24 protein-coding genes are annotated in these 21,855 nt (G+C 57.2%); 7 read left to right on the top strand and 17 right to left on the bottom strand.

Annotation, left to right across the window (positions count from 1 at the left end; all coding sequences use genetic code 11):
- Window positions 1-53 precede the first annotated feature (53 nt).
- The gene (locus NYP16_RS07065) at window positions 54-1,475 is read right to left on the bottom strand and encodes an amidase family protein (protein WP_274943416.1); all 1,422 of its coding nucleotides are present in this window, start codon (window positions 1,473-1,475) and stop codon (window positions 54-56) included.
- 127 nt (window positions 1,476-1,602) lie between these two features.
- Between NYP16_RS07065 and NYP16_RS07060 the strand changes: the two genes are divergently transcribed.
- Window positions 1,603-2,202 carry an AraC family transcriptional regulator gene (locus tag NYP16_RS07060; RefSeq protein ID WP_274943415.1) on the top strand — a complete coding sequence of 200 codons (600 nt, stop codon included), beginning with the start codon at window positions 1,603-1,605 and terminating at the stop codon, window positions 2,200-2,202.
- Window positions 2,203-2,431: 229 nt separating this feature from the next.
- On the top strand, window positions 2,432-3,613 hold the full coding sequence (locus NYP16_RS07055; protein ID WP_274943414.1) for a tyrosine-type recombinase/integrase: 1,182 nt from the start codon (window positions 2,432-2,434) through the stop codon (window positions 3,611-3,613).
- 27 nt (window positions 3,614-3,640) lie between these two features.
- Here the strand turns inward: NYP16_RS07055 and NYP16_RS14620 are convergent, their stop codons facing one another.
- The 13 genes from NYP16_RS14620 to NYP16_RS06995 all read right to left on the bottom strand — a co-directional run bounded on the left by NYP16_RS14620 (window position 3,641) and on the right by NYP16_RS06995 (window position 15,573).
- Entirely contained in the window at window positions 3,641-3,829 is a 189-nt protein-coding gene (locus tag NYP16_RS14620; protein WP_429913144.1) for a helix-turn-helix transcriptional regulator, read from the bottom strand.
- 14 nt (window positions 3,830-3,843) lie between these two features.
- Window positions 3,844-4,101: a DUF2274 domain-containing protein gene (locus tag NYP16_RS07050; protein WP_274943413.1), complete on the bottom strand. Its 258-nt coding sequence runs from the start codon at window positions 4,099-4,101 to the stop codon at window positions 3,844-3,846.
- A gap of 11 nt (window positions 4,102-4,112) precedes the next feature.
- Window positions 4,113-5,378 carry a TraB/TrbI/VirB10 family type IV secretion system protein gene (locus tag NYP16_RS07045; protein WP_274943412.1) on the bottom strand — a complete coding sequence of 422 codons (1,266 nt, stop codon included), beginning with the start codon at window positions 5,376-5,378 and terminating at the stop codon, window positions 4,113-4,115.
- The gene (gene trbG / locus NYP16_RS07040; protein WP_274943411.1) at window positions 5,375-6,379 is read right to left on the bottom strand and encodes a P-type conjugative transfer protein TrbG; all 1,005 of its coding nucleotides are present in this window, start codon (window positions 6,377-6,379) and stop codon (window positions 5,375-5,377) included. Before trbG ends, NYP16_RS07045 begins: the two co-directional genes overlap by 4 nt.
- Window positions 6,376-7,074 carry a conjugal transfer protein TrbF gene (gene trbF / locus NYP16_RS07035; RefSeq protein WP_274943578.1) on the bottom strand — a complete coding sequence of 233 codons (699 nt, stop codon included), beginning with the start codon at window positions 7,072-7,074 and terminating at the stop codon, window positions 6,376-6,378. The genes trbG and trbF overlap by 4 nt, the downstream gene beginning before the upstream one ends.
- Entirely contained in the window at window positions 7,071-8,276 is a 1,206-nt protein-coding gene (gene trbL / locus NYP16_RS07030) for a P-type conjugative transfer protein TrbL (protein ID WP_274943410.1), read from the bottom strand. Before trbL ends, trbF begins: the two co-directional genes overlap by 4 nt.
- Window positions 8,277-8,297: 21 nt before the next feature.
- Entirely contained in the window at window positions 8,298-9,035 is a 738-nt protein-coding gene (gene trbJ / locus NYP16_RS07025; RefSeq protein WP_274943409.1) for a P-type conjugative transfer protein TrbJ, read from the bottom strand.
- A complete protein-coding gene (gene trbE / locus NYP16_RS07020; RefSeq protein WP_274943408.1) occupies window positions 9,032-11,470 on the bottom strand; it encodes a conjugal transfer protein TrbE in 2,439 nt (812 codons plus the stop codon). Before trbE ends, trbJ begins: the two co-directional genes overlap by 4 nt.
- Window positions 11,464-11,721 carry a VirB3 family type IV secretion system protein gene (locus tag NYP16_RS07015; protein ID WP_274943407.1) on the bottom strand — a complete coding sequence of 86 codons (258 nt, stop codon included), beginning with the start codon at window positions 11,719-11,721 and terminating at the stop codon, window positions 11,464-11,466. Before NYP16_RS07015 ends, trbE begins: the two co-directional genes overlap by 7 nt.
- The gene (locus NYP16_RS07010) at window positions 11,721-12,002 is read right to left on the bottom strand and encodes a TrbC/VirB2 family type IV secretion system protein (RefSeq protein ID WP_274943577.1); all 282 of its coding nucleotides are present in this window, start codon (window positions 12,000-12,002) and stop codon (window positions 11,721-11,723) included. The genes NYP16_RS07015 and NYP16_RS07010 overlap by 1 nt, the downstream gene beginning before the upstream one ends.
- 67 nt (window positions 12,003-12,069) lie before the next feature.
- Window positions 12,070-13,068: a P-type conjugative transfer ATPase TrbB gene (trbB, locus tag NYP16_RS07005; protein WP_274943406.1), complete on the bottom strand. Its 999-nt coding sequence runs from the start codon at window positions 13,066-13,068 to the stop codon at window positions 12,070-12,072.
- A complete protein-coding gene (locus NYP16_RS07000) occupies window positions 13,061-13,507 on the bottom strand; it encodes a CopG family transcriptional regulator (RefSeq protein WP_274943405.1) in 447 nt (148 codons plus the stop codon). The genes trbB and NYP16_RS07000 overlap by 8 nt, the downstream gene beginning before the upstream one ends.
- A gap of 11 nt (window positions 13,508-13,518) precedes the next feature.
- Entirely contained in the window at window positions 13,519-15,573 is a 2,055-nt protein-coding gene (locus NYP16_RS06995; protein ID WP_274943404.1) for a conjugal transfer protein TraG, read from the bottom strand.
- 239 nt (window positions 15,574-15,812) lie between these two features.
- Here NYP16_RS06995 and NYP16_RS06990 point away from each other — a divergent pair, with 239 nt between their 5' ends.
- Together NYP16_RS06990 and NYP16_RS06985 are read left to right on the top strand one after the other, a co-directional pair.
- The gene (locus NYP16_RS06990; RefSeq protein WP_274943403.1) at window positions 15,813-16,034 is read left to right on the top strand and encodes a type II toxin-antitoxin system ParD family antitoxin; all 222 of its coding nucleotides are present in this window, start codon (window positions 15,813-15,815) and stop codon (window positions 16,032-16,034) included.
- A gap of 9 nt (window positions 16,035-16,043) precedes the next feature.
- A complete protein-coding gene (locus NYP16_RS06985; RefSeq protein WP_274943402.1) occupies window positions 16,044-16,334 on the top strand; it encodes a type II toxin-antitoxin system RelE/ParE family toxin in 291 nt (96 codons plus the stop codon).
- 137 nt (window positions 16,335-16,471) lie between these two features.
- Here NYP16_RS06985 and NYP16_RS06980 read toward each other — a convergent pair whose 3' ends face one another.
- Window positions 16,472-17,002, bottom strand: a complete 531-nt coding sequence (locus tag NYP16_RS06980; RefSeq protein ID WP_274943401.1) for a thermonuclease family protein — start codon at window positions 17,000-17,002, stop codon at window positions 16,472-16,474.
- A 138-nt stretch (window positions 17,003-17,140) separates the two neighbouring features.
- Entirely contained in the window at window positions 17,141-17,335 is a 195-nt protein-coding gene (locus tag NYP16_RS06975; RefSeq protein ID WP_274943576.1) for a helix-turn-helix transcriptional regulator, read from the bottom strand.
- Between the two features lie 252 nt (window positions 17,336-17,587).
- On the opposite strand from NYP16_RS06975, the gene NYP16_RS06970 reads away from it, so the two are divergent.
- Complete coding sequence (locus NYP16_RS06970; RefSeq protein ID WP_274943400.1) at window positions 17,588-18,496, top strand: nucleotidyltransferase and HEPN domain-containing protein; 909 nt, start codon at window positions 17,588-17,590, stop codon at window positions 18,494-18,496.
- A 231-nt stretch (window positions 18,497-18,727) separates the two neighbouring features.
- Window positions 18,728-19,918, top strand: coding sequence for a DUF3644 domain-containing protein (locus NYP16_RS06965; protein ID WP_274943399.1), 1,191 nt, complete (start codon window positions 18,728-18,730; stop codon window positions 19,916-19,918).
- A 43-nt stretch (window positions 19,919-19,961) separates the two neighbouring features.
- On the opposite strand, the gene NYP16_RS06960 is transcribed toward NYP16_RS06965, so the two are convergent.
- Window positions 19,962-21,260, bottom strand: a complete 1,299-nt coding sequence (locus NYP16_RS06960) for a reverse transcriptase domain-containing protein (protein WP_274943398.1) — start codon at window positions 21,258-21,260, stop codon at window positions 19,962-19,964.
- A gap of 188 nt (window positions 21,261-21,448) precedes the next feature.
- Between NYP16_RS06960 and NYP16_RS06955 the strand changes: the two genes are divergently transcribed.
- Entirely contained in the window at window positions 21,449-21,574 is a 126-nt protein-coding gene (locus tag NYP16_RS06955) for a hypothetical protein (protein ID WP_274943397.1), read from the top strand.
- Window positions 21,575-21,855: the final 281 nt, after the last annotated feature.

Here is a 21,855-nt window from a genome sequence, read left to right as displayed (position 1 = left end):
CATGCGTGACACATCACGAAACTTCACCCAGGCCAAATAACAATCGGATCACCTCAAGGTCGCGACAGCGCAGGCGGCGCGATCATCGGCCTCAGCCGCTCATAAGCCTGCCCGATCGCCAGCACCATCGCATCCCCATAGGCCGGGCCGACAAACTCGATGCCCACCGGCAGCCCCTCATCCGTCACCCCCGCAGGCACGGACAAAGCGGGCAGTCCCGCATTGCTCGACGGGTCGGTGTTCCGGATATAGGCCGTCATGCTGTCGACCATCCTGCCGTTCAGCTCCACCGGATCATCGCGATCATCCGGCGATCGTAAACTGGCTGGCAGAGGCGTCGTCGGCACCACCAGAGCATCAACCGCATTATCGCGGAAATAACGCTCATACACATCCTGCAGTTTCGGCCGATGAAGAAGCATGGCTGTCCGATAGGTTTCCGGCGTGATCCCGCCCTCCCCCATGAGCCCGGCGATGAGCTGCCGCAGCTCATCGCTTGAAATTACCCTCGCCAACTCCTGATAACTGAGCGGGGCATTATTCACATAAAGATAATTCGCCACTTCACGCGGCGCTTCGAACAGGGCGATGGGAAACCCGACCGCCGCGCTCAGATCGCCTATATGGGGAATATCCTTTTCGATCAGAACCGCCCCGGCCTCCCGCATCTGCTCCAGCGCCTCGGCGCATATCTTGGCCGTGGCCGGGTGCAGATCCTCATAAAAATAACCCCGCGGAACTCCAAGCCGCACGCCCTTCAAAGACCGCGCCACCACCGGCGAGGTCTTCTTCACCGCGCAGATCTCATCCATCAGAATAATATCCGCAACACTGCGCGCAAGCGGCCCCGGCGTATCCCGCGTGGACGACAGCGGCACGATGCCCCGCGCGTCATAACGATCAAGGGTCGGCCGGAAGCCAACGCAGCCACAAAGCGCCGCCGGTATGCGGCAGGACCCCCCGGTATCCGTACCGATCCCCAAAGGCGCCATGCGCGCCGACACGGCAATAGCGGTGCCGGAACTGCTACCGCCGGGCATATGATCCGCCCCATAAGGATTGCGCGCTGAGCCATAATGACGATTGTTGCTGCGGATGCCGAAGGCCAGTTCATGCATGGCAACCTTACCCAGCAACAGCCCGCCGCTCTCCCGCAAGCTCCGGGTAATCGGCGCATCCATAGGCGGCACCCAGTTCTGAAGCGCTGGCGTGCAGGCCGTGGTCGGCAGATCAGCCGTATTGATATTGTCCTTCAAAACAAACGGCAGCCCATAAAGCGGTCCGCGAAGCTGCGTCATCTTACGCGCCGCATCCCGCACCCTGTCCGGGTCCTGAGTCACAAAGGCATTGAGGTCTCGGAGGCGGTCACTCTGCCCAAGCAGGGCATCCACATAATCAATCAGCCGCAGATCACCCTTTTTCAAAGCGGCAATCGCATCCACGCCCGTCAGGTCAAGAATAGTCTGGTCGCTCATCAAAGCCCCCCCCCCCCGTATCCCGTACTGAACACCTCCGGCCGCCCTCTACTCGCAACAGCCGCACGATAAGTTTACCCTCTGCAAGGCGGCAGGCAAGCCCCGGAAACGCCAAGGCCGCCCCTCCATGCTGGAAAGATATTTCGGCAGCTATTCAAAACAGATTTTGAAGCATCTTCTGTCCGACGACGACATCGGTTTCCTAACCATTCCGCTGACCGCAAAAATCCGAAATGTAATCCACTGTTCCAAATCAAAACATCTGCCAGCGCCCGTAAGGCCCCTACCACTTGAAGCCCAGTCGCTTGATATCTTGTGCGACTTGTTTCCTTTTATCGAACATTATACCAGCCTGCCCCCAAGCTTCGAAAACACTCAGTTTCTCGAACGCGATCTGAAATGTCTCTATCACGCCCATGACATTTTGCTCGCGCAGTATAACCCGCCGCCCACCATCACCGATCTCGCCCGGCAGGTGGGCATGAGCACGACAAAGCTGAAAACCGGATTCCGCAATCTCTATGGCGAGACCATCCACAGCTTTGCCACCAAGATCCGGATGGAGGAAGCCTGCCGCCTGCTCTCCGATCCCGAGCTGCCGATCTATCTGGTGTCACAACAACTCGGCTATGAACATCACAACAGCTTTATTCTGGCCTTCAAGAAACAGTTCGGCATCGTCCCGAAACAGTTCCCGACGGATAAACTGACCCGAATGACCATGTAGATCGTGATATCAGATAAAGATTGGCCCGCCCTGTTGGATTCGAACCAACGACCCCATGCTTAGAAGTTAAGAAATATACTCATTCTGAAAGTTTCTTTTTGTTAATTTTTGGCTGATTTCTGCCATTTTATGATAAACTTAATTTCAGTGTGTTCCCTAGTATTCCATAATTTTGTTACCCACACGTTACCCAAAAGCCCTCTGGGTAACAAACTTTGGATCTATTGCGATGCGCGCCATGAAACTTACGGACGCTCGGGTTGCTTTGATCAAGGCCAATGTCTCCAAGCGGATTGAGTATCCCGATGAACTTTTGACGGGGCTTCGTCTGCGCGTCGGAACATCTGGCCGCAAAAGCTGGATAGTGCGAGCCCGCATAGGTTCCCAAATAGTCAATAAGACATTGGGGACCTATCCAAACCTTTCCCTGTCAAAAGCGAGAGAAAAAGCGCGGCAGTTCCTGATCGAATCAGCAGATCGAGGGCATTTTCAACCAGTCCCTCTATTCGAAGATGTCGCAACTCAATTTATCGAGCAATATGCGAAGCCCAAGAATCGTTCATGGCACCTACAGCAAAGACGCTTTGAAATTCACGTCCTTCCCCATTGGCGGGGACGGCGTGTTGATTCAATTCGTCGCGCCGACGTTATCGCTATCGTAGACAACCTCTTTAACGGAGGCTCCAAAGTCTCGGCAAACAGACTCCTCGTGCTTCTAAAAACATTTTTCAAATTTTGCATACGGAAAGATTATATCGAATCATCTCCAGCAGAAGCAGTCGACAAACCCGCCGAAGAGGTCTCCCGTGACCGCTATCTGTCAGAAAAGGAAATCAAGTTTCTATGGAGTGCGGCCACTCTCCTTGGATACCCCTTTGGCCCAATGGTCAAAATCCTTCTGCTGACAGGGCAAAGGCGCACTGAAGTGGCGTCTATGAAATGGTCTGATCTGGACCTTGATAAGGGCGAATGGATATTGTCGGCAAAAGATACCAAAAATGCGAAAAAACACCTCGTGCCCTTGTCGCCCTTAGTTGTTCAATATCTCAAAGCCCTCCCTGTCCTTGGAGACTATATTTTCACCACAGATGGGGAAACCTGCGTAAGCGGATACTCAAAATTCAAAGTTCGCCTAGACAAATTTATGAAATTCAATCTCGAAAGCAATGAGGCAAAATGGGAAGAATGGCATCTTCATGACCTGCGGCGAACCGTAGCGACTCATATGGCACGGCTCGGCATCCCCGAGTTTATTGTCAGCAAAGTACTTAACCACAGTGTCGGACAGGGAATTACAGCTCGTGTCTATAATGTCTATTCCTACGCTGCCGAGAAACGGCATGCTTTAGAAACCTTAGGCTCAGAGATTGCCACCCTGGTTGGCGAGCCGATATATGTCAGCAGTACATAACCCTACAGATCTTATAATGGGGACGACTCAAGTCGCCCTTGCTCTGTTTTTAGAAAACCAGGCGTTCACCTCCTCCACATCATAGACCGTGATACGCGGCGACAATCGAATAGCCGGTGGAAAACCATGTTTTTGGCCCCGACTCCAACGCCAAACCGTGATACGGCTGACCCCATATTCCTGCGGAATATCTCTCAGACGAATATATTTGGGCATCCCTTTATTCCTCATCATGCCTCAAGATTTTGCGCACCCCGGTCACTTGATCTTTCAGCCGTTTTCCGCCGCGCTTTCTGAAAGCCTTTATCAGTGTCCAAAAAACTGCTGAGCATGAAGGGAATGAGATCGGCAGGTGCAACCTCCTCCCCATAAATTCTCAGATAAACATCCGCATATTCTGATAGGGACACCATCACTTTGGGGTCCAGAACAATAGACAGCTTCACGGGTGTACGATCCGGCAATTTGCAAAGCTTGAGCGTGGTCATATTGTCTCTCCTCACCCTCTATAAGGCCGCAACACCATGTCCTTGTGGACGATGACGCGCAGCGGCCAGCCCGGGCGGATGGTGATGGTGGGTTGAATGTTGAGATTGCGTTCCGTGATCCGCTGCCCCGCCCGATTGACATTGTCCTGTGTGGATTGACGAAGAGCGGTCACAAGATCACTTTCGTTCCCACCAAAGGTCAGCTCGGTGCCGACGCCCAGCAATGTGGAGAGGGCCACGCCCTTGATGAGCCGCCAGGTGTGATAATCGACGGCATCCTCGAGACCGGCATAGCCGGCGAGGTCGGTTGCGGGCAGATTATCGATCACTGTCGAGGAGCCATCCGGCAGGATGATGCGCTGCCAGATGATGAGGGCTCGGCTTTGTCCGAAGGCGACCATACTGTCATAGCTGCCGATCAGGCGCGATCCTTGTGGAAGCAGCAGATAGCGTCCCGAAACGCTGTCATAGATATTCTCCGTCACCTGGGCGATGACCCGCCCCGGAAGATCCGAATTGATCCCCGTCAGCAGACTGGCCGCAATCACCGTACCGGCCATGATCTGATAGGGTGAGACAGGATCCTGCAGCGCATGAGCGCTGTATATCGTGTCATCGACCTTGGAGTCGAGGAACCCGAGCTTGCGTTTTTGGCCGTTCTGATCTTCGCTGGCATCAGCGACCGCCTGTGGTCCCAGGATGCCCATCTGATCCGATCTTATGGTTGTCGGCCTCTCGGCGGCTGACGCTGGAGTGCCCCCTGCCCCGGCTTTCGCTCTCAACTGGAACAACACATCCGATTCCCTGGCCTGAGCATCCAGCCGCGCCAGTCTGATCCGTTCGGCCCGCTGTGCGTCATCTTCCGCATTGGGGCGGAACTCCATGTCCGAGGTCGCGGGTGATCCCAATCCCAGATTGGCTTCCGTCTGCAGGACGGGGCTGCCGAGATCCCCTGGTAATGGCGCTCCAAGCTGGATCCGGGGTTTGTCGCTGTAACGCCGGGGCAAGACTTCGAGGCCTTCGGGTTTTGCTTTGGAGCTCAGGTTATGGAGCTCTGGGCTGGTCGCCGGTCTCTCCATCAGCTTAGGCGGCTGCAGCGCCAGGATGGCGGCGCCAAACAATATGAGAAGGCCGAGCGCGCATAAGACCAGCAACACCTTGCGGTTGATCCGCGTGATCCGTCGGGGCTTGACGCGAAGGGCGAGCCCCTCCGGATCCTCCTTCGGGCCCGGCTCTGGCAGGTCCATCTTGATCTGATCATCCCGGGATCCCGTCATGGCTCTTCACCCGGCTTGCGGGAGCTCACATCATTACTGCGGGTGATGCGGACCACCTGTTGCGGCTTCTCGCCGAGACGCAGCTCCGCCGCTTTGAACAGGCGATCGACAATATAGAAGTTGCCGCGCTTCCGGTAATTGACAAGCTCGGTGCCGCCATTGTCGCCGATGACAAAGAGCGGTGGCGCTTCGCCCTGATCGAGCCGATCCGGAAACTGGATATAGACCTTATGCGTGTCGTCAAAAACATGGATCGGTCGCCAGGGCGGATTGTCTCCGCCGATCCGATAGCGGAACCGCAACTGATCAAGCTCCAGTCCCTGGCCAATCACCTGTTCTGCCTGTGCCTGTTTGCGGGCCTCTCCGCGCTTGAGGGCGAGCAACGCATCCTGCGGATAGGTCCAGGATATGGACGCCATATAGGCGTCCGATGTGCTGTTCAGTTCGAGATGATAGGCGCGGCGATCGGTGATGATGACGAGATTGCTGCGGAGATCTTCCTTGATGGGCTTGACCAGAACATGGGCCCGCGCGTCCGCCCCGTCGCCGCTCACCACGTCGCCTATGATCCAGCGAACGGTGTCCCCTGCCGAGACGGCGACGATCTCCTCGCCCTTCTGTAAGGCGATGTCGCTGACCTGCTCGGGGGCCGCATAAAGCTGATAGAGCGCGCCCTCCATATAGGGATAGATCTGGATTGCATTGAGATAACCGTCCCTGATCGGCTGGATCCGGGCGGCGTCATTCGCGGCAAGAATGCGATCCTCGGGCGCGCCAGCCGGGAGAGACAGAGTTTTCTGGAGTGAGGTTGCGGGTTTGAGCTGTCCTGGCAACGGCAGAGGTTCCGGCTGGACAATGATTTCAACCGGTGGCGCCGGATCCTGGGCCATGGCCGCCATCCTGAACGCCGCCGGATCATAGGGCATCTCCTGCGGTATTTTCTCAGATGCACAGGCGGACAGTCCAAGGACCATGGTCATCAACTGAATAAATCGGGTCATTCCTGATCTCCTGCGATATGGTCCTCGCTCCAGTCGAGCGCATGGACATAGATGCCGAGAGGGTTTTTGCGCAACGCCTGTTCATCGCGCGGCGGCGAGATGACAATGGATAGAACGGCCCTGTAGCGGCGGCTTGAGGTGCGGAGACCGTTCTCGAAACTCTCTTCGCGCCAGCGGATATCGAAACTGTCATCGGACGAGCGCACCACACTTGTGACTTCGGCGGTGATGCTGCGTTTGCCCACCTGCCGAAACGGATCATGCTCGCGCGCATATTCGTTCAGTCTGTTGCTCGCTTTCGCCGCGGCATAATCATAGGCGGCGAGCCAGCTCCGCCGCACGATGACGGGATCCGTGGACAGGGAGCGGATGTTTTCAATGAAGCGGGCGAGATGAAACGCGATCTGGGCATCCGTCGGGTTATAGGCCGCAGTCGCGGGAGCGACCGCGCGAATGTCCCCAGACCCATCGAGCTCGACAATATAAGGCGTGATGCTGCTGCGGCCGGTCTGCCAGAGAACTCCACCCGAGAGCAGGATGGCGAGCCCCAGACAGCCAAAGGCCATGAGCCGCCAGTTATGCGCCTGCAGGCGGGCGGCCCCCATGCGCTCATCCCAAACCTGGGCGGCTTTCTGATAGGGCGTGACGGGGACTGGCGTCTTGCCATATGCGAGAGGTGATCTTTTGAACATCAGCGATCCTCCTGTGTCAGCTTGGGGCTTTCGCCCGACATCGGGCGATCGCCGTCGCGGATGGTATGGGCTGTGATATTGGCGAGATCCCGGAACTTCTGGCCGCGGTTGAGCTTTGCCGCCCAGGCTGGGGCCGCACTTCCCCCACCTGTTGCAGCTGTCGAACCGGATTTCTCACCAGGACTTCCGGGCCTGGTCACGCTGCTGGCCGCCGCGGAACCGGACATTCCCTGACCGGAATTGTGGGGTGATGCTCTGCCACCTGCCGTTGCGGCCGCAGCCTGGGTTGCACGGCTGAGGCCGGCGCCTGCTGCTCGCAATCCCCCGGCAGCAACGGCGCCCGCAGCTGCACCGCCAAGGGCGAGACCGGCCACAGAGCCCACAGCGGCCCCTGCCCCGAGTTGCGGTGCGCCTGAGACGAGACCAGCGGCGACGCCTGGACCGAATATGCCGAGCATGAAAATGGACAGCGCGCCAAGAACCGTCGCGCTCGCCTCCCGGAGCGTGACCTCCTCGCCTGAAAAAGACGCGGCAAACGTCCCGAACAGGGTTGACCCGATCCCGACAATGACCGCGAGAACCATGAGCTTGATGCCCGCGGAAATCACATTGCCAAGCACGCGTTCGGCCAGAAAGGAGGTCTTGTTCCAAAGGGCAAAGGGGATGAGCACGAAACCCGCAAGGGTCGTCAATTTGAATTCGAGAATGGTCATGAAAAGCTGGATGGCCAGAATGAAAAAGGCCAGCAGCACCACGATCCAGGCGAACATCAAAATCATGATGGTGACAAAATTCTCGAAGAAGGCGACCGGTCCGATGAGCTCCGAGACCTCTTCGAGCAAAGGGGTTGCGGCGTCATATCCGGCTGCGGCCACAAATCCGGGGCGCATCAGGTCGCCGGCTGTCAGGGCGGCTTCCGTCGCGGTCAATCCCAATTGGGCAAAGCTCTTGAAGACGATCCCGGCAAGGGTGGAAAAATTATTGAGAATGAGGGCAAAGGTCCCCACATAAAGGACCTTCCGGATGAGCGCCGGAATAACCGACTTGTCTTCGGTCATGGCCCAGGCAAGACCGGCAAGCGTGATGTCGATGCCGATCAAGATGGTCGTCAGGAAGGCGACGTCCGGCTCAAGCAATCCGAAGCCGCTATCGATATAGGTAACGAAGGTTGCAGTGAACTGGTCGATGACATTGAGATCGTCCATGACCTTTTCCCGTTTTATCGGTCAGCGCGTATAGGCTGAGCCGTCTCCGTAAAATCGCGTGAAGCGGGCGCGGCCCTGCTCATGTGCCGCAAGAGCCCCGGCGCGCTCCAGCGCTTCGGCCCGGGTTGAGGCCGCCAGCAAGGTCTGCAACTGCATGGATTGTTTGGCGGCGAGCGCGGTCAGTTGATTGCCAGCCTGAAGCGCCTGAAGATTGCCGACGGCGCCCTGGCTCTCGGCCATGAGCCGGTCTAACAATTGCCCGTCACGCCGCAGTTCACCGACCACTTCGGCCTGTACCGCGAGGCTGTGTTTGAACCCGTCCCGCGCGAGCCCCCAGGCTTCCCGGGCGTCACGCAGGATCCGGGACGCGGAGGTCGAATTGTCATAGCTTTCCGGGAATAGACGGCGATAGTGATTGTCTATGGCCGCGAGGTCATAGGCGATCCCTTGGGCACTCCTGGTCAGATCATCCATGCGCAGGAGCGAGTTTTGCAGGTCGGAGGCGATGGACCTTGGCAGACGCGTGAGATTGCGGGTCTGGTTGATCAGCATCTGCGCGTCGTTCGCAAGCTGCTGGATCTGATTGTTGATTTGCGCAAGGGTGCGTGCGGCCGTCAGGACATTCTCCGCATGGTTCGCCGGATCATAGACGATGTCGCCGAGACCGAAGATGGCATGGGCGTTTTGTGGCAGGGCCAGCGTCATGGCAATGGCCGTAAGGCAACTCAGGACTATGCGTTTCGGGATGATGTGTTTCATGATGAGGCTCCAGTGCTCATGTTGTTGTCGCGGGCGATGAGATCGGCGGCCCAGCCGAGGCTCTGGGCGCGGAGCCAATGCTCGGTGAAATGCTCGGGACCTCGGGTGGCGATGAGTGCGTCCATGCGCGCCTGATCCTCTTTCCTCGAGACGGCCGCAAAGGCGCGCGCGATGGGGCCGAGATCGAGTTCGAACAGACGATTGCCCCGGCGCGACTGATAGTAATAGTCACGCTTCGGCACCGCCCGGGCGATGATCTCGATCTGCCGTTCATTGAGGCCGAAGGCTTCGTAACTCACGCGTGCCTGCGGCTCGATGGCCCGATCATTGGGGAGGAAGATCCGGCCGGGGCAGCTTTCCAGGATAGCCGGGGCAATGGTGCTCGCGGCAATGTCACTCAGGCTCTGGGTCGCAAAAATGACGGAGACGTTTTTCTTGCGGAGCGTCTTGAGCCAGTCGCGGATACGGGCGGCAAAGGCCGGCTGGTCGAGAAAAAGCCAAGCTTCGTCGAGCACCAGAAATGTGGGACGGCCATCGAAACGGGCTTCCAGGCGATGGAACAGATAGCTGAGCACCGGCAGCACCACGTCCGGTGTTTGCATCAGCCCCTCCATCTCGAAACATTGCATGTCACTTAAGCTCAGGGCTTCATGATCCGCGTCGAGAAGCCGCCCGTGGGGGCCTTCGAGCGTATAGGGCTGCAAGGCCTTGCGGAGCATGATCGACTGCAGAAGCGCCGACAAACCGGTCAGGGTCCGCTCGGGTTCCGGGGCTGAGGCAAGGCTCGAAAGCGCCGACCAGATAGCGTCCTTGACCTCGGGCGTCACACTCACCCCTTCCTGGGTGAAAAGGTCTGAGATCCAGCCCTGGGCAAAGACGCGATCGGACATGAGATCAATGCGGCGCAGGGGCTGGAAGACCAGACCGCTCTGAGAGTCCGGCCCGAGATCATGAAACTGTCCACCTAAACCGAGCGTGACGGCGCGGGCCGATCCGCCCTTGTCAAAGATTGTGATCTGAGCCTGCCTGTAGCGGCGGAACTGCAAGGCGATCAGTCCGAGCAGCACGGACTTGCCCGCCCCGGTGGGGCCGATGATGAACATATGCCCCACGTCCCCGATATGCGTCATGAGCCGAAAAGGTGTGGTGCCATTGGTCCTGACGGTGAGGAGCGGCGGCCCGTCGAGATGATCGTTCCAGGCCGGACCTGCCCAGGCGGCGGAGACTGGCATCATATGGGCGAGATTGAGCGTGTTGATGGGTGCCTGTCGCACATTGGCATAGACCTGCCCCGGCAGAGAGGAGAGCCAGGCCTCGACCGCATTGGTCCGCTCTTCAATGCTGGTGAAGCCGCGCCCGTCGATGCTGCGCCGGACGGCCCGGAGTTTGTCCTCGACCCGCGCGGCATCCTTGTCCCAGACCAGGAGCGTGGTGGTCACATAGCCATAGGCCACGAGATCGGCCCCGAGATCCTGCAGGGCGGCGTCGGCATCCGCCGCCTTGTTGTCGGCATCACTGTCGGCAAGGACCGGTTGTTCATTGGTCATCACTTCCTTGAGGATGGCCACGAGAGATTTGCGTTTGGCAAACCATTGCCGGCGGCAGCGGGTGATGATCCGCGTCGCCTCCGTCTTGTCGAGCGCGATGAAGCGCGTCATCCAGCGATAGCTAAAGCCGAGGTGATTGAGGTCATCAAGCATCCCGGGCGTGGTCGCGCCCGGAAACCCAAGCACTGTCAAACTGCGTAGATGCAGGTCGCCGAGTTGGGGTTCGAGCCCGCCGGTCAGCGGCGTGTCCACGAGGAGCGCATCGAGATAGATCGGGATCTCCGGCACTGCCAAGCGATGATGACGGGTGGAAATACAGTCATGGAGATAGGTCAGCGTCTCCGCGTCGTCGAGAAAGGCCGCCTCCGGCATCAGTGGACGCAGGAGGTCGAGGGCGCGATCGGTCTCACGGATAAAGGCCGCAAGCGCTTCGCGCCCGTCACCCTGCTGTTTTGGATCGGGCCGCTCGAGGATCAGCCGTTCGGCATGATTGACTGTATCGGGGGGCGGCAGGAAGACGAAGGTCACACGATAACGGCTTTCGAACAAACTGCCGGCTTCTTCGAAATCCGCCCGCCGTTCGTCGTCCACGAGTTGTGACAAGGGGTCGGGAAAGACGGAGCGCGGATAGTCGCCCGCTGGTTGTCGGCTGGCCTCGAAGAACAGGGCCCAGCCCGATCCGAAGCGCCGCAGCACGTTATTGATGCGGGCGACGCTCGCCACGAGTTCCGCTTCGGTCGCGCTTTCGAGATCCGGTCCCCGGAACCCTGCCGACCGCTGCAAACTGCCATCCTTGTTGAGCACCACACCCGGGGCGATCAGGGCCGCCCAGGGCAGATAATCGGCAAGCCGGTCGGAGCGCTTCCTGTATTCACGTAAGCTCAGCATGCGAGATGTCCCTTATGGCGGATATGGCGGGCGAGCACCATCAGGAATTGCGGATCCTTGCGGGCGGCAAAGACCGCAAGGCCCTGCCCGACGGCCCAGACCAGAAGTCCGAGAATCCAGAGTTGGAGCCCGAGCCCGAGGGCTGCGGCCAGGGTACCGTTCAGGATAGCCACGGCACGGGGGGCTCCACCCAACAGGATCGGTTCCGTCAGCGCCCGATGCAGCGGGATTTCAAAGCCAGGGATTGTCATCAGCCAGCCAGAGCCCCACCGCCGAAGGAGAAGAACGAGAGGAAGAAGCTTGTGGCGGCAAAGGCGATGGAGAGACCGAAGACGATCTGGACCAGCCGCCGGAAGCCGCCGGAGGTTTCTCCAAAAGCAAGTGTCAGGCCGGTGATGGTGATGATGATCACAGCGATGATGCGACTGACCGGTCCTTCGATGGACTCGAGAATGGAGGTGAGCGGCTCCTCCCAGGGCATGCCGGAGCCTGCGGCCTCCGCGACGCCGGTCATGGACAGAAGCCCAGCCATGGACAGAAGCAGAGTGATGGTCAGAGCGCAAAGGGAGCCTGATTTTGGACGCAACATCCTATCCTCCTTATGAAACAGGTGTGGGGAATGAAACGGGTGTGAGCGCTGTGGGGACGAGGGATTTGAGTTTGTAGTCGCCGTCAGGGGTGAGTCCCGCGACGGCGGCAATGGTCTCAACACGGCGATCAGCGCCGCGGCCCTGGAGATAGACAACCAGATCGATCGCCTCGGCAATCAGTGGGCGCGGGACGGTGACAACCGCCTCCTGGATGAGCTGTTCGAGACGATAGAGACCGGCGCGGGCAGAATTTGCGTGCAATGTGGTGATGCCACCCGGGTGCCCGGTGTTCCAGGCCTTGAGCATGTCGAGCGCTTCCGGGCCTCGGACTTCACCGACAATGATGCGGTCGGGGCGGAGCCGCAGCGTCGACCGCACGAGATCGGCCAGTGTGGCCACGCCGGGTTTGGTGCGGAGGGCGACGAAATCCTCCGCGCCGCATTGGAGCTCGCGGGTATCCTCGAGGAGAATGACCCGGTCGCCACTGGTCGCGACCTCGGCCAGAAGCGCATTGACCAGAGTGGTCTTGCCGGAACTGGTGCCACCAATGACGACAATATTCTGTCGCATGGCGACCGCTTCCCTCAGTACCGTCATCTGGAGCGGCGTCATGATGCGGGCGGTCACATAATCCGACAGGCGATAGAGTATTTGGGCCGGTTTGCGGATGGAAAAACAAGCGGCGCTCGAGACCGGCGGCAACAGGCCTTCGAAACGCTCACCGCCTTCCGGCAGTTCGGCTGAGACGATGGGCCGCCCGGCATGACACTCCTGTCCCATATGACTGGCCACCAACCGGATGATGCGTTCGGCTTCTGCGGCAGCGACAGAGACCCCACTCTCGGAACGACCATTGCCATGGCGATCGACCCAGAGCCGCCCATCCGGATTGACCATCACTTCGGTGACGGATGGGTCATCCAGTGCCGCGAGGATCACGGGGCCCATGGCGGTCCGCAACATGAGACGCTGGCGTTGCCCTGTTTCTGTGGAGAGGCGTTTAGTCATCCCGAGGCTCCCCCGCCGGAAGCAACTCTTCCTCATCCCGCACCACGTCTTCGAGCACATCGCGAATGAGATTTTTGCCGCCCGCGAGCCGACGCCCAAGCTGGCGCACGAAATAATTGAACCGCTCGTCACCCACGACCTTGGCCGCATCCTGTTCGCCATGGGGCAAAGGTGGCGTCACCGTGAGAAAAAAGCGGATATGAAGGGCCAAGGTCTCAAGTCCAATTGCCTGATTGCGTTCGAGCCGGTCAAATTGTCGGGTCAGGCGATCCAGCCGCCGGGTCAGGGCACCGTCGCGATGGTCTTCGTCCTGTTTGGCGAAGAAGCTCAGAAGCGCCGCCTCGACAACGGAGGCCTTGGTGAGACCAGGACGACGGGCGAGGACTGTCACCTTGTCGAAGAGCTCGAAAGACACATGCACATTGAGACGCGGCTTCATGGAAGGGCTCCTCAGAATTCAGGCAGGATGTCATCGGCCTTGTGACCGAGACCGTTATTGAGGGCATGGGCCTGGCGGACTGCCGGAGATCCAGTCAAAACATCGCGCAGCCGTCCTGCACTCGCCGCGGTGACGCTGTCATCAAACAGGCCGTCGTCGGGCGCGCGGTCACTCACCGGAGCAGGCTCCGGGATTTCAGGCAAAGTCGGGGAGCGGCGCAGACCGCCTTCCTTCTCGTCCCCGTCCCCGTCCTCATTAGTGCTCATTTGCAGGGACCAGACCTTCCGGAGGGAGGCATGGCTCGCACGTACTTCGCCACACCAATCATCAGGTCGGGGTGACGGACGGTCCCCATAGGAACCGTCCGTCCTGAGACCGGGAGGAGGCAGGATCCGGTCTCTGAAATTTGCGTCTTCGAAATACCGCAGCTTCTTGGCGCGGACCGGCGGCAGGCCGGAGACCATGATGAGTTCCTCACCTTGCGGCAGCTGCATGACTTCGCCGGGGGTGAGCAAGGGACGGGCGGATTCCTGACGGGACACCATCACATGGGCGAGCCAGGGCGCGAGACGATGACCCGCGTAATTGCGCTGGGCCCGCAATTCCGTTGCCGTGCCGAGGGAGTCCGAGATGCGTTTGGCGGTACGTTCATCATTCGCGGCAAAGGCGATCCGCACATGGCAGTTGTCGAGAATGGCATTGTTCTCGCCATAGGCCTTGGAGATCTGGTTGAGCGATTGCGCGATCAGAAAGGCGCGAATGCCATATCCGGCCATGAAGGCGAGTGTCGTTTCAAAGAAATCGAGCCGCCCGAGCGCCGGGAATTCATCGAGCATCATGAGAAGCTGATGCCGCGGACAGGTGCCGGCCTCCCCCTGCAAACGCTCGGTCAGACGGCGACCGATCTGGTTGAGGATCAGGCGGATCAGGGGCTTTGTCCGTGAGATATCCGAAGGCGGGATGACCAGATAAAGGGACACGGGCCGCGTCCCATCCATGAGATCGGCAATGCGCCAGTCACAGGCCGATGTGGTTGCGGCGACCGTCGGATCGCGATAGAGGCCGAGGAAGGACATGGCGGTGGAGAGAACGCCCGAGCGCTCATTTTCCGATTTATTGAGAAGCTCCCGCGCCGCCTGCGCCACCACCGGGTGGACTTCTGGACTGTTTTCGTCTCCGAGATGGTTGGTGGTCATCATGACCCGGAGCGTGCGTTCAAAGGATCGCGTCGGATCGGACAGGAAGGCGGCGACCCGGGTCAGGGTTTTCTCCTGCTCCGCATAGAGCACATGGAGGATCACGCCTACGAGCAGGGAATGACTGGTCTTCTCCCAATGGTTCCGCCGTTCGAGCGCCCCTTCCGGATCGACCAGGATGTCCGCGATGTTCTGGACGTCGCGCACCTCATGGCGCCCTTTGCGCACCTCGAGCAATGGATTGTATCTGGCGCTCCGCGTATCCGTCGGATTGAACAGCAGGCAATGGGAAAACCGTGCGCGCCAGCCGGCGGTGAGCTGCCAGTTCTCCCCCTTGATGTCATGGATGACGGCGGACTGCGGCCAGCTGAGCAAGGTGGGGATGACGAGCCCGACCCCCTTGCCCGACCGCGTCGGCGCGAAACAGATCACATGCTCCGGCCCGTCATGGCGGAGATAATGATCCTTGAAAACCCCGAGAAACAGGCCGCGGGGTCCGAGCAGACCGGCCGTCTTGAGTTCGGAGAGCCGCGCCCAGCGTGAGGAGCCATAGGTTGTGGACCGCCGCCCCTGCCGTGCCCGCCACAAGGATCCGGCTATGGCAACCCCTGCCCCGGAAAGTCCGCCCATGGCGGCCATGGCTCCGGCGCGATTGAACAGGCGCGGTGCATAGGCTTCATAGGCGTACCACCATTCGAAGAGCCGCCAGGGCAGATAGACCGGATAGCCCGCCAGGGAGAACCAAGGAGTTCCGAGTCTCGGTTGATAGCCAAGCGCGTGGGCTGTCCATTGGGTCGTGCCCCAGATCGTGCCGATGACGATCGAGAATACGACGATGACCTGTCCGATCAGAAGCTTGCCTGGTGTCATGGGAGCTGTGCCGTTTCTGGAGTCTGATGGTTCCTGACTGCGGCACAGGATGGGGCGTTTTCTTATTTAGGTTCAACGGACTGAGGTCCATGACCATCCAACAGGGGATAAGGGGGGAAGTAGCATCCAGAACGAGGAACCCTGCCCCTGCTCCGCCGCCGAAAAAACAGATTGGATCACCAGGGCAGAAAAGCTTATAATGTCCAAAATGGCACATATATGGACCATAGAAGGCGCTCATGAATATTTCATTTTCGGAACATCATCGCCACCTGATCGAATCTCTTGTCGATAAAGGTCGCTATGGATCGGCGGCGGAAGTTGTCCGCGAAGGGCTCCGGCTCGTCGAGGAGCGCGAGCAAGCTCTTGCGAGCCTCAGAACTGAGATTGAGAAGGGGTATAACTCTGGCGAACCCAGGGACTGGAACCCCGCCGCCCTCAAGACGTCACTTGCGGGATAGGGGTTGTCTTTGAACGCGGTCAAACTTACCCCCGCGGCTTACGCTGATCTTTTTGAAATCGGGCAGATTATCCGCCAGGACAATCCGGGCGCCGCGGAACTTTTTGTCGATGACCTGACCGCGATTTTCGAACGCCTAGCGGCAATGCCGGAAATCGGGCGGGAAATTCCGGAAATCCGTGCCGGCCTCAGGCGGCACCCGTTCCGTCGCTTCAATATCTATTACGAACTGACCGGCACAGGCATTCTTGTAGTGCGTGTCTTGCACAGCGCCCGTGATGCGAGCGCCCTTCTGAGCTGATCGGTCCGACGCTGCAGCGTGCATTTCCAAAGACGGCTTGGGCCTTACGCGGTCCCAAAGCTGTTGATCGAGGGCTGAATGGCAGACTCCCGCCAGCGCATGACCTTGGCGGAAAATCGGATCGGTTTAGCAGGAGTTCACCGGCACCAGGACCGCTTGAACCCGCGCCAAGGATGAGCAAGTCCTTCTTCCACGAGCTGATCCCCGATGGACTTTCCGTCCCGCATCACGTCTCGCAATTGCCGGCCATATTTGTCGCGGTCGCGATCTTCTGTCCGCACAAGGGTGAATGACCCGGCGTTCAAGATCTCCTGCAATCGCTGCGTCGCCTGTTCCCCGAGTTTCGCTTCCCGGGAACATTGCGGCGAGCTGATTTCAGGGGCATCGATGCTTGAGATCCGCACTTTGTCGCCCTCGAAATAAAAGGTATCGCCGTCAATGACGCAGTTGATCCGTGGCCCGTGGCCGCAGCGCGGAAATGCTTTGCCATCAGATTGCGCGGTTACATTTCCCTCAAACAGTCCTGCGCCAAAGCCCCAATACCCTGCTCCGCCGAGTGCGACCCCGAGGAGGACCAGGCCCAACGGCAGTTGCGGCCGCAGGCGTCGCCGCCGGTGCTGTGACGATCTCAGGGTGATTGGCTTTTCGAAGTTCAGAATTCGCTTCATCTCGTCCTCTGCCCGCGCGGCCAGATTATTGTCAGGCCCTTATTTATCGACGAGAGTCTATATATCAGAATGGCGGGGGCAATCACGCGGACATTCCGCAGGAGGCGGATCCGAGGCTATCTGGTGAATGCCTGATCGTTATTTGGATCCGAAGCCATCGATCCAGGCCTGTATGGCGGACTCCCGCCAGCGCACGACATTGGCGGAGAAGCGGATCGGCTCAGGGAATGTGCCCTCGCTGATCTTCCGGTAGATGGTCGAGCGGCCAAAAGCTGTCATGAGACGGACGTCTGAGATCCTGAGGAGCCTATCCCCTCGCTCGCGGAGGCGCATATTTGAGCCCTCGTTCCTCTGTTCCGCATTCGGGGTCGCCATTGCGTCACCTTTTCCGATGTTCGACAGGCTATAATGTGCTTTAGAGGAAGGTTCACAAGCAACAGAGTTTTTAGTATAATACCAATGAGTTATATATGGGCATGGCTTGACTTGGAGATTTCTGGATCCAATAGTCTATTTTGGATAGGATTTAATCCGTGACAGGCCTCAATGCTTGGCTTTCGAAGCACTCTGAGTAACATTGAGGACATGAGAAAAGATCTGGATCATCTGCCGCAGAAAAAACAACGCGAGCTCGCGCGCGCGGTGGATATCCTGTTCGCGGAATTCGAGGACGTCCTCAAACTTGCCACGTCCCCACGCAAGAAGTCGGGACGGATCCTCAAGATTATTCTGTTCGGATCCTACGCGCGTGGCGGCTGGGTCGATGAGCCCCATACATCCAAGGGCTATATGAGCGATTATGATCTGCTCGTCATCGTCAATCACAAGGATCTGACCGACCTCGCCACCTATTGGCACACCGCCGATGATCGCCTGATGCGCGATCCGGAGATCAAGACGCCAGTGAACTTTATTGTCCATACCATGGACGAGGTGAACAACGCGCTCGCACAGGGGCAGTATTTTTTCTCGGACATCAAGCGCGAGGGGATTGTTCTGTATGAACTGCCGGGCTATCCATTGATTGAGCCGAAACTAATTACAGCAGAGGAAGCCTATAAGACTGCAAAGGGGCATTTTGAGAGATGGTATGCCAATGCAATGAGTGCAATTGATTTTTATCGATTTGGAATACGTGAGGAAAAATGGAATGATGCAGCATTTATGCTGCATCAAGCTACAGAGCGTTTGTACCAGTGCCTATTGTTGACAGTGACCAATTACGGCCCTTCTACACATAACATAAAATTTCTCCGCTCGTTGGCAGAAGCTAATGAGAAAAATTTAATTAATGCTTGGCCCCGTGAAACCAAGAACGAGCGTCGCTGCTTTGAGCTTTTGAAGAGAGCATATGTCGATGCTAGATATTCCGAGCATTATGCTGTCACGAAGGAAGAGCTCAACTGGTTAGGTATTCATGTAGATCTTTTGCAGCATATAGTTGAGCAAGTCTGTAAGAAGAAACTGCATAACTTAAAGGAGTTTATATCGTAGGGAATATGAAAACCGCTCAAAAATAAAAAATAATCTCTCGCAATTAATACATAAATATAAATTTTTTATTATATTTTTGCACATTTCCATCCGCAATTTATGATTGGGATATATTTTTACTTTTTAGAATATTATTCTATGATTTTATTTTTTAAGTAAATAACGATAAACTCTAATTCGATTTCAACATCTCTTTGCCAAGCGTAAATTTTCACTGTAAACAAGCAAGCCATGATACGAAATAAAAATGGGGCGCTAACATACGAGGAAAAGTGCATAATTAAGGCACTTCTCAATCAAGGCTGGCGAAATCAGGACATTCAGGCGCTTGTGAACATAGGTCGTGAAGCAACCATCAACAGCGCTCGCATTACAGAAACCAAGAACGACGCTACGATTATCGCCGCGAGCGATGAAGCCGTTGAATTCTTTAAAATCAAGAAAAATTCATATGATCCCAAGACCGGCCTAAATCTGTTCGATCATGAGCGCCTGATCCGCGCCCGCGAGGCTATGGTTCTTGGGGTTCAGGTTTTCAACAGCCCGGCAATGCGCTTCAAGTCCGAGGTGTTCACCATGCTGATGAATGTAGCGTGGACCTACCTCCTACATGAGTATTACGAACGGAGGAACGTAAGGATCGTTGGCAAAGACGGCAGATCATTGCTCCTGAGCCAGATGCTCGACCGGCAGGATTGCCCACTGTCGAAAGGCGTGAAGGACAATCTTAAGGCGCTGAAAATCCTCCGTGATGATGTGGAGCATAAGCTCCTCGGCCGCGCCGACATAAAATGGCTTGGTCTGTTTCAAGCCTGCTGCCTAAATTTTGACAAGGCGATATGCGACCTGTTCGGCGATCAGATAACCTTGTCTCATGATCTGTCATTTGCGCTTCAGTTCACCAAGATGAATCTTGAGCAGCTTACGACCCTTAACCGTTATGAAATTCCGGCACACATTGATGCTGTTGATGCGCGGCTAACCGAGGGGATGACCGAATCCCAGATTGCCGACCTCGAATATCAGTTCAGGGTGATTTACACGCTCGATGCCGTTACCAAATCACGGGCGCATTTTCAGTTTGTTCAGCCTCATTCGGTAGAGGGAAAGGATATCCGGAACGTCCTTGTCCAGCACAAGCTGGCCGATCACCTATACCCCCACAAACCGGGCGACGTAGTAACACTTGTCCAGAAAAAAGCAGGGAAAGTCTTCACCAAACACAACCATACGCAGGCATGGCGTAAATTCGCGGTGCGACCGCGCAAGGGAGCAACCCAGCCGGAGAACACGAAACACGATTATTGCGTATATCACGCCGCCCACAATGACTATACGTATTCCGATCGATGGGTTGAATATCTGATCGAACAAATAAGTGATGAGCAGAAATTCATGGAACTGAAGTCATTCAGGATTTAGATTTTTGCCTTTGTGTGCCGTAACGCATATCTGGGGCGGACTGTCATAACGTCTTGAGCTTCGAGATTTCTCGTAGCGCCGCTTGCTCGAAGCGTTTCACCTGCCGGGTAATTTTCTCCCCCTGTCCGAAAACCTCGGCACTACGTCGTCCGTATGATGAAAAATTTCGAAGCGTTCGGAGCGAGAGACCATCATTGACCTTAATGTTTGAAAAGCGGCGATAGAGATTCTTCGTATACACCTTGCCGGGCAGACCTGCCTTCGCACGCCATAAGGCTGCTTTCCGGGCGCGTTTCATCGCGTATCGCATTTTCCGCCATTGTCGAGCGAGCGAGCTTTCGCGGATAGCTGGACCGGCTTCGTCGAAGGTGAATCCTAGATATTGGGCTGCCTTAGAAGTGCGGGGCATGGCCCGCACTTTCTCGAATAGTGTCTTCTCGGTTTTGTCCGGTGCGATCACCAACTTTTCAGCAGCAATCAGGTGCAAAATCTCTGCCTCTATCGCCAGTGCATCGTCAGGCTCGCAAATGACGAGGATGTCATCGGAGTAACGGCGATAGAACGCGCCAACCTGATCGCAACAGGCTCTGGCCGCAACATCGAATTCCATCATATAAAGATTGGACGCAGTGGCGCTGATTGGCGTCCCTTGCGGGATGCCACGGCGATGACCCTTGGCCAGCTCAGGGTTGGCATGAAAGGTGACGCCTTCCGCCTTTAATTCCTCCATACTGGCGATACGATCGCGGGTTTTCTGCTTCAAGCGCTGTCCGAATACCGGATGGACCTTCAGTTCTTCAAGATCGACGTAGTGAAACCGGGTGATGAAACGGAAAACCTTGTGCCAATCGTCGGCAAGCTCATAGACTCCCAGCAGAGATTTCAGCCGTCGCTTAAGGAGGCCATGATCGAGGGTGTCAAAAAAGCTCGTGATGTCGAAGGCCAAGATTACGACGGGCGCCTTCGCCTGGGCGAAAGCCATAGCCTCCGCTGCAAAATTATAGTTGGCTTGCCCAAGCGCCCGGTAGGCGATTACGTTGTCTGAGATACTTACTGCCTTGTATCGAGCATCGAGAGCCTGATTTATTTGATGAGCATAATAGGAGAGGATGCAGGCGTCCCGGTGGGCGGCATATTTGATGGGACGCTCTTTCTGGCTAATCGTCCGCGTCCCCGTTTTGGGACATTTTTTGTAGCGCGTTTCCTCCTTGCTGTAGTGGATGAGTGGCGAGAATGCGTGCTTAGACACCACGGTAGGGATCATTGCCTTCCGGGCGAAGGCTTCGTTGACGGGCAGGTCGAAGTGCCGATAGCGGCGCGGTTTCAGCCAATCCAGCGGCACGCGCGCCTCCATTCGCAGAGTTCGGGGGACTGGCCCTGACCCTGGGCTCCGGCCGAGGCCGGACGTCCCCCGAACGCACGCCACCTTCTGCCAGCCATTGCGTTCAGCGTCTCTCTCAACTCCGAACGCCTCGCCGACACGGGTCTCGAAACGCGAGGTGGTATAATGTAACCGTGGAGGTCCGAGCGATGCTCGATGTCTCTCTCAACTGGGTCGCCGTCACGGCGGTGCTATTCGGCATCGTCGTGCCCGATCTCCGTATTGAGGTTGACAGTCTCAACAGTCTAACCGCCCGGCCAATTCCTGGCGGCTAGAAGCAAATGGGAATATGTTGCACCAATTTCAAGGGCTGACAGATGCTTTTAGAAATCGTGCTCAAGCATGGCTAAGGAATAGAATAAATCGCCTCTTTCATCGTGATTTCCCCTCTTTATGATCGAGGCGCATCCGTCAGGTCAGTCAGCATTTACTCGCCTCATTCCTCATCTTTGGACCTTAGCAGCATCGCTGCTAGCAATTGGATTATAAGTGGCCCTTCAATGGTAGCGGGATAGTTGGGCAACAGGAGTGAGATGTTGCCAGACGCATCGACAAC

The organism is Govania unica (assembly GCF_027920805.1).
GTDB classification, from domain to species: domain Bacteria; phylum Pseudomonadota; class Alphaproteobacteria; order Sphingomonadales; family Govanellaceae; genus Govanella; species Govanella unica.
Note: the sequence above shows the minus strand (reverse complement) of the source record. Positions and strands in the feature narration are given on the sequence as shown.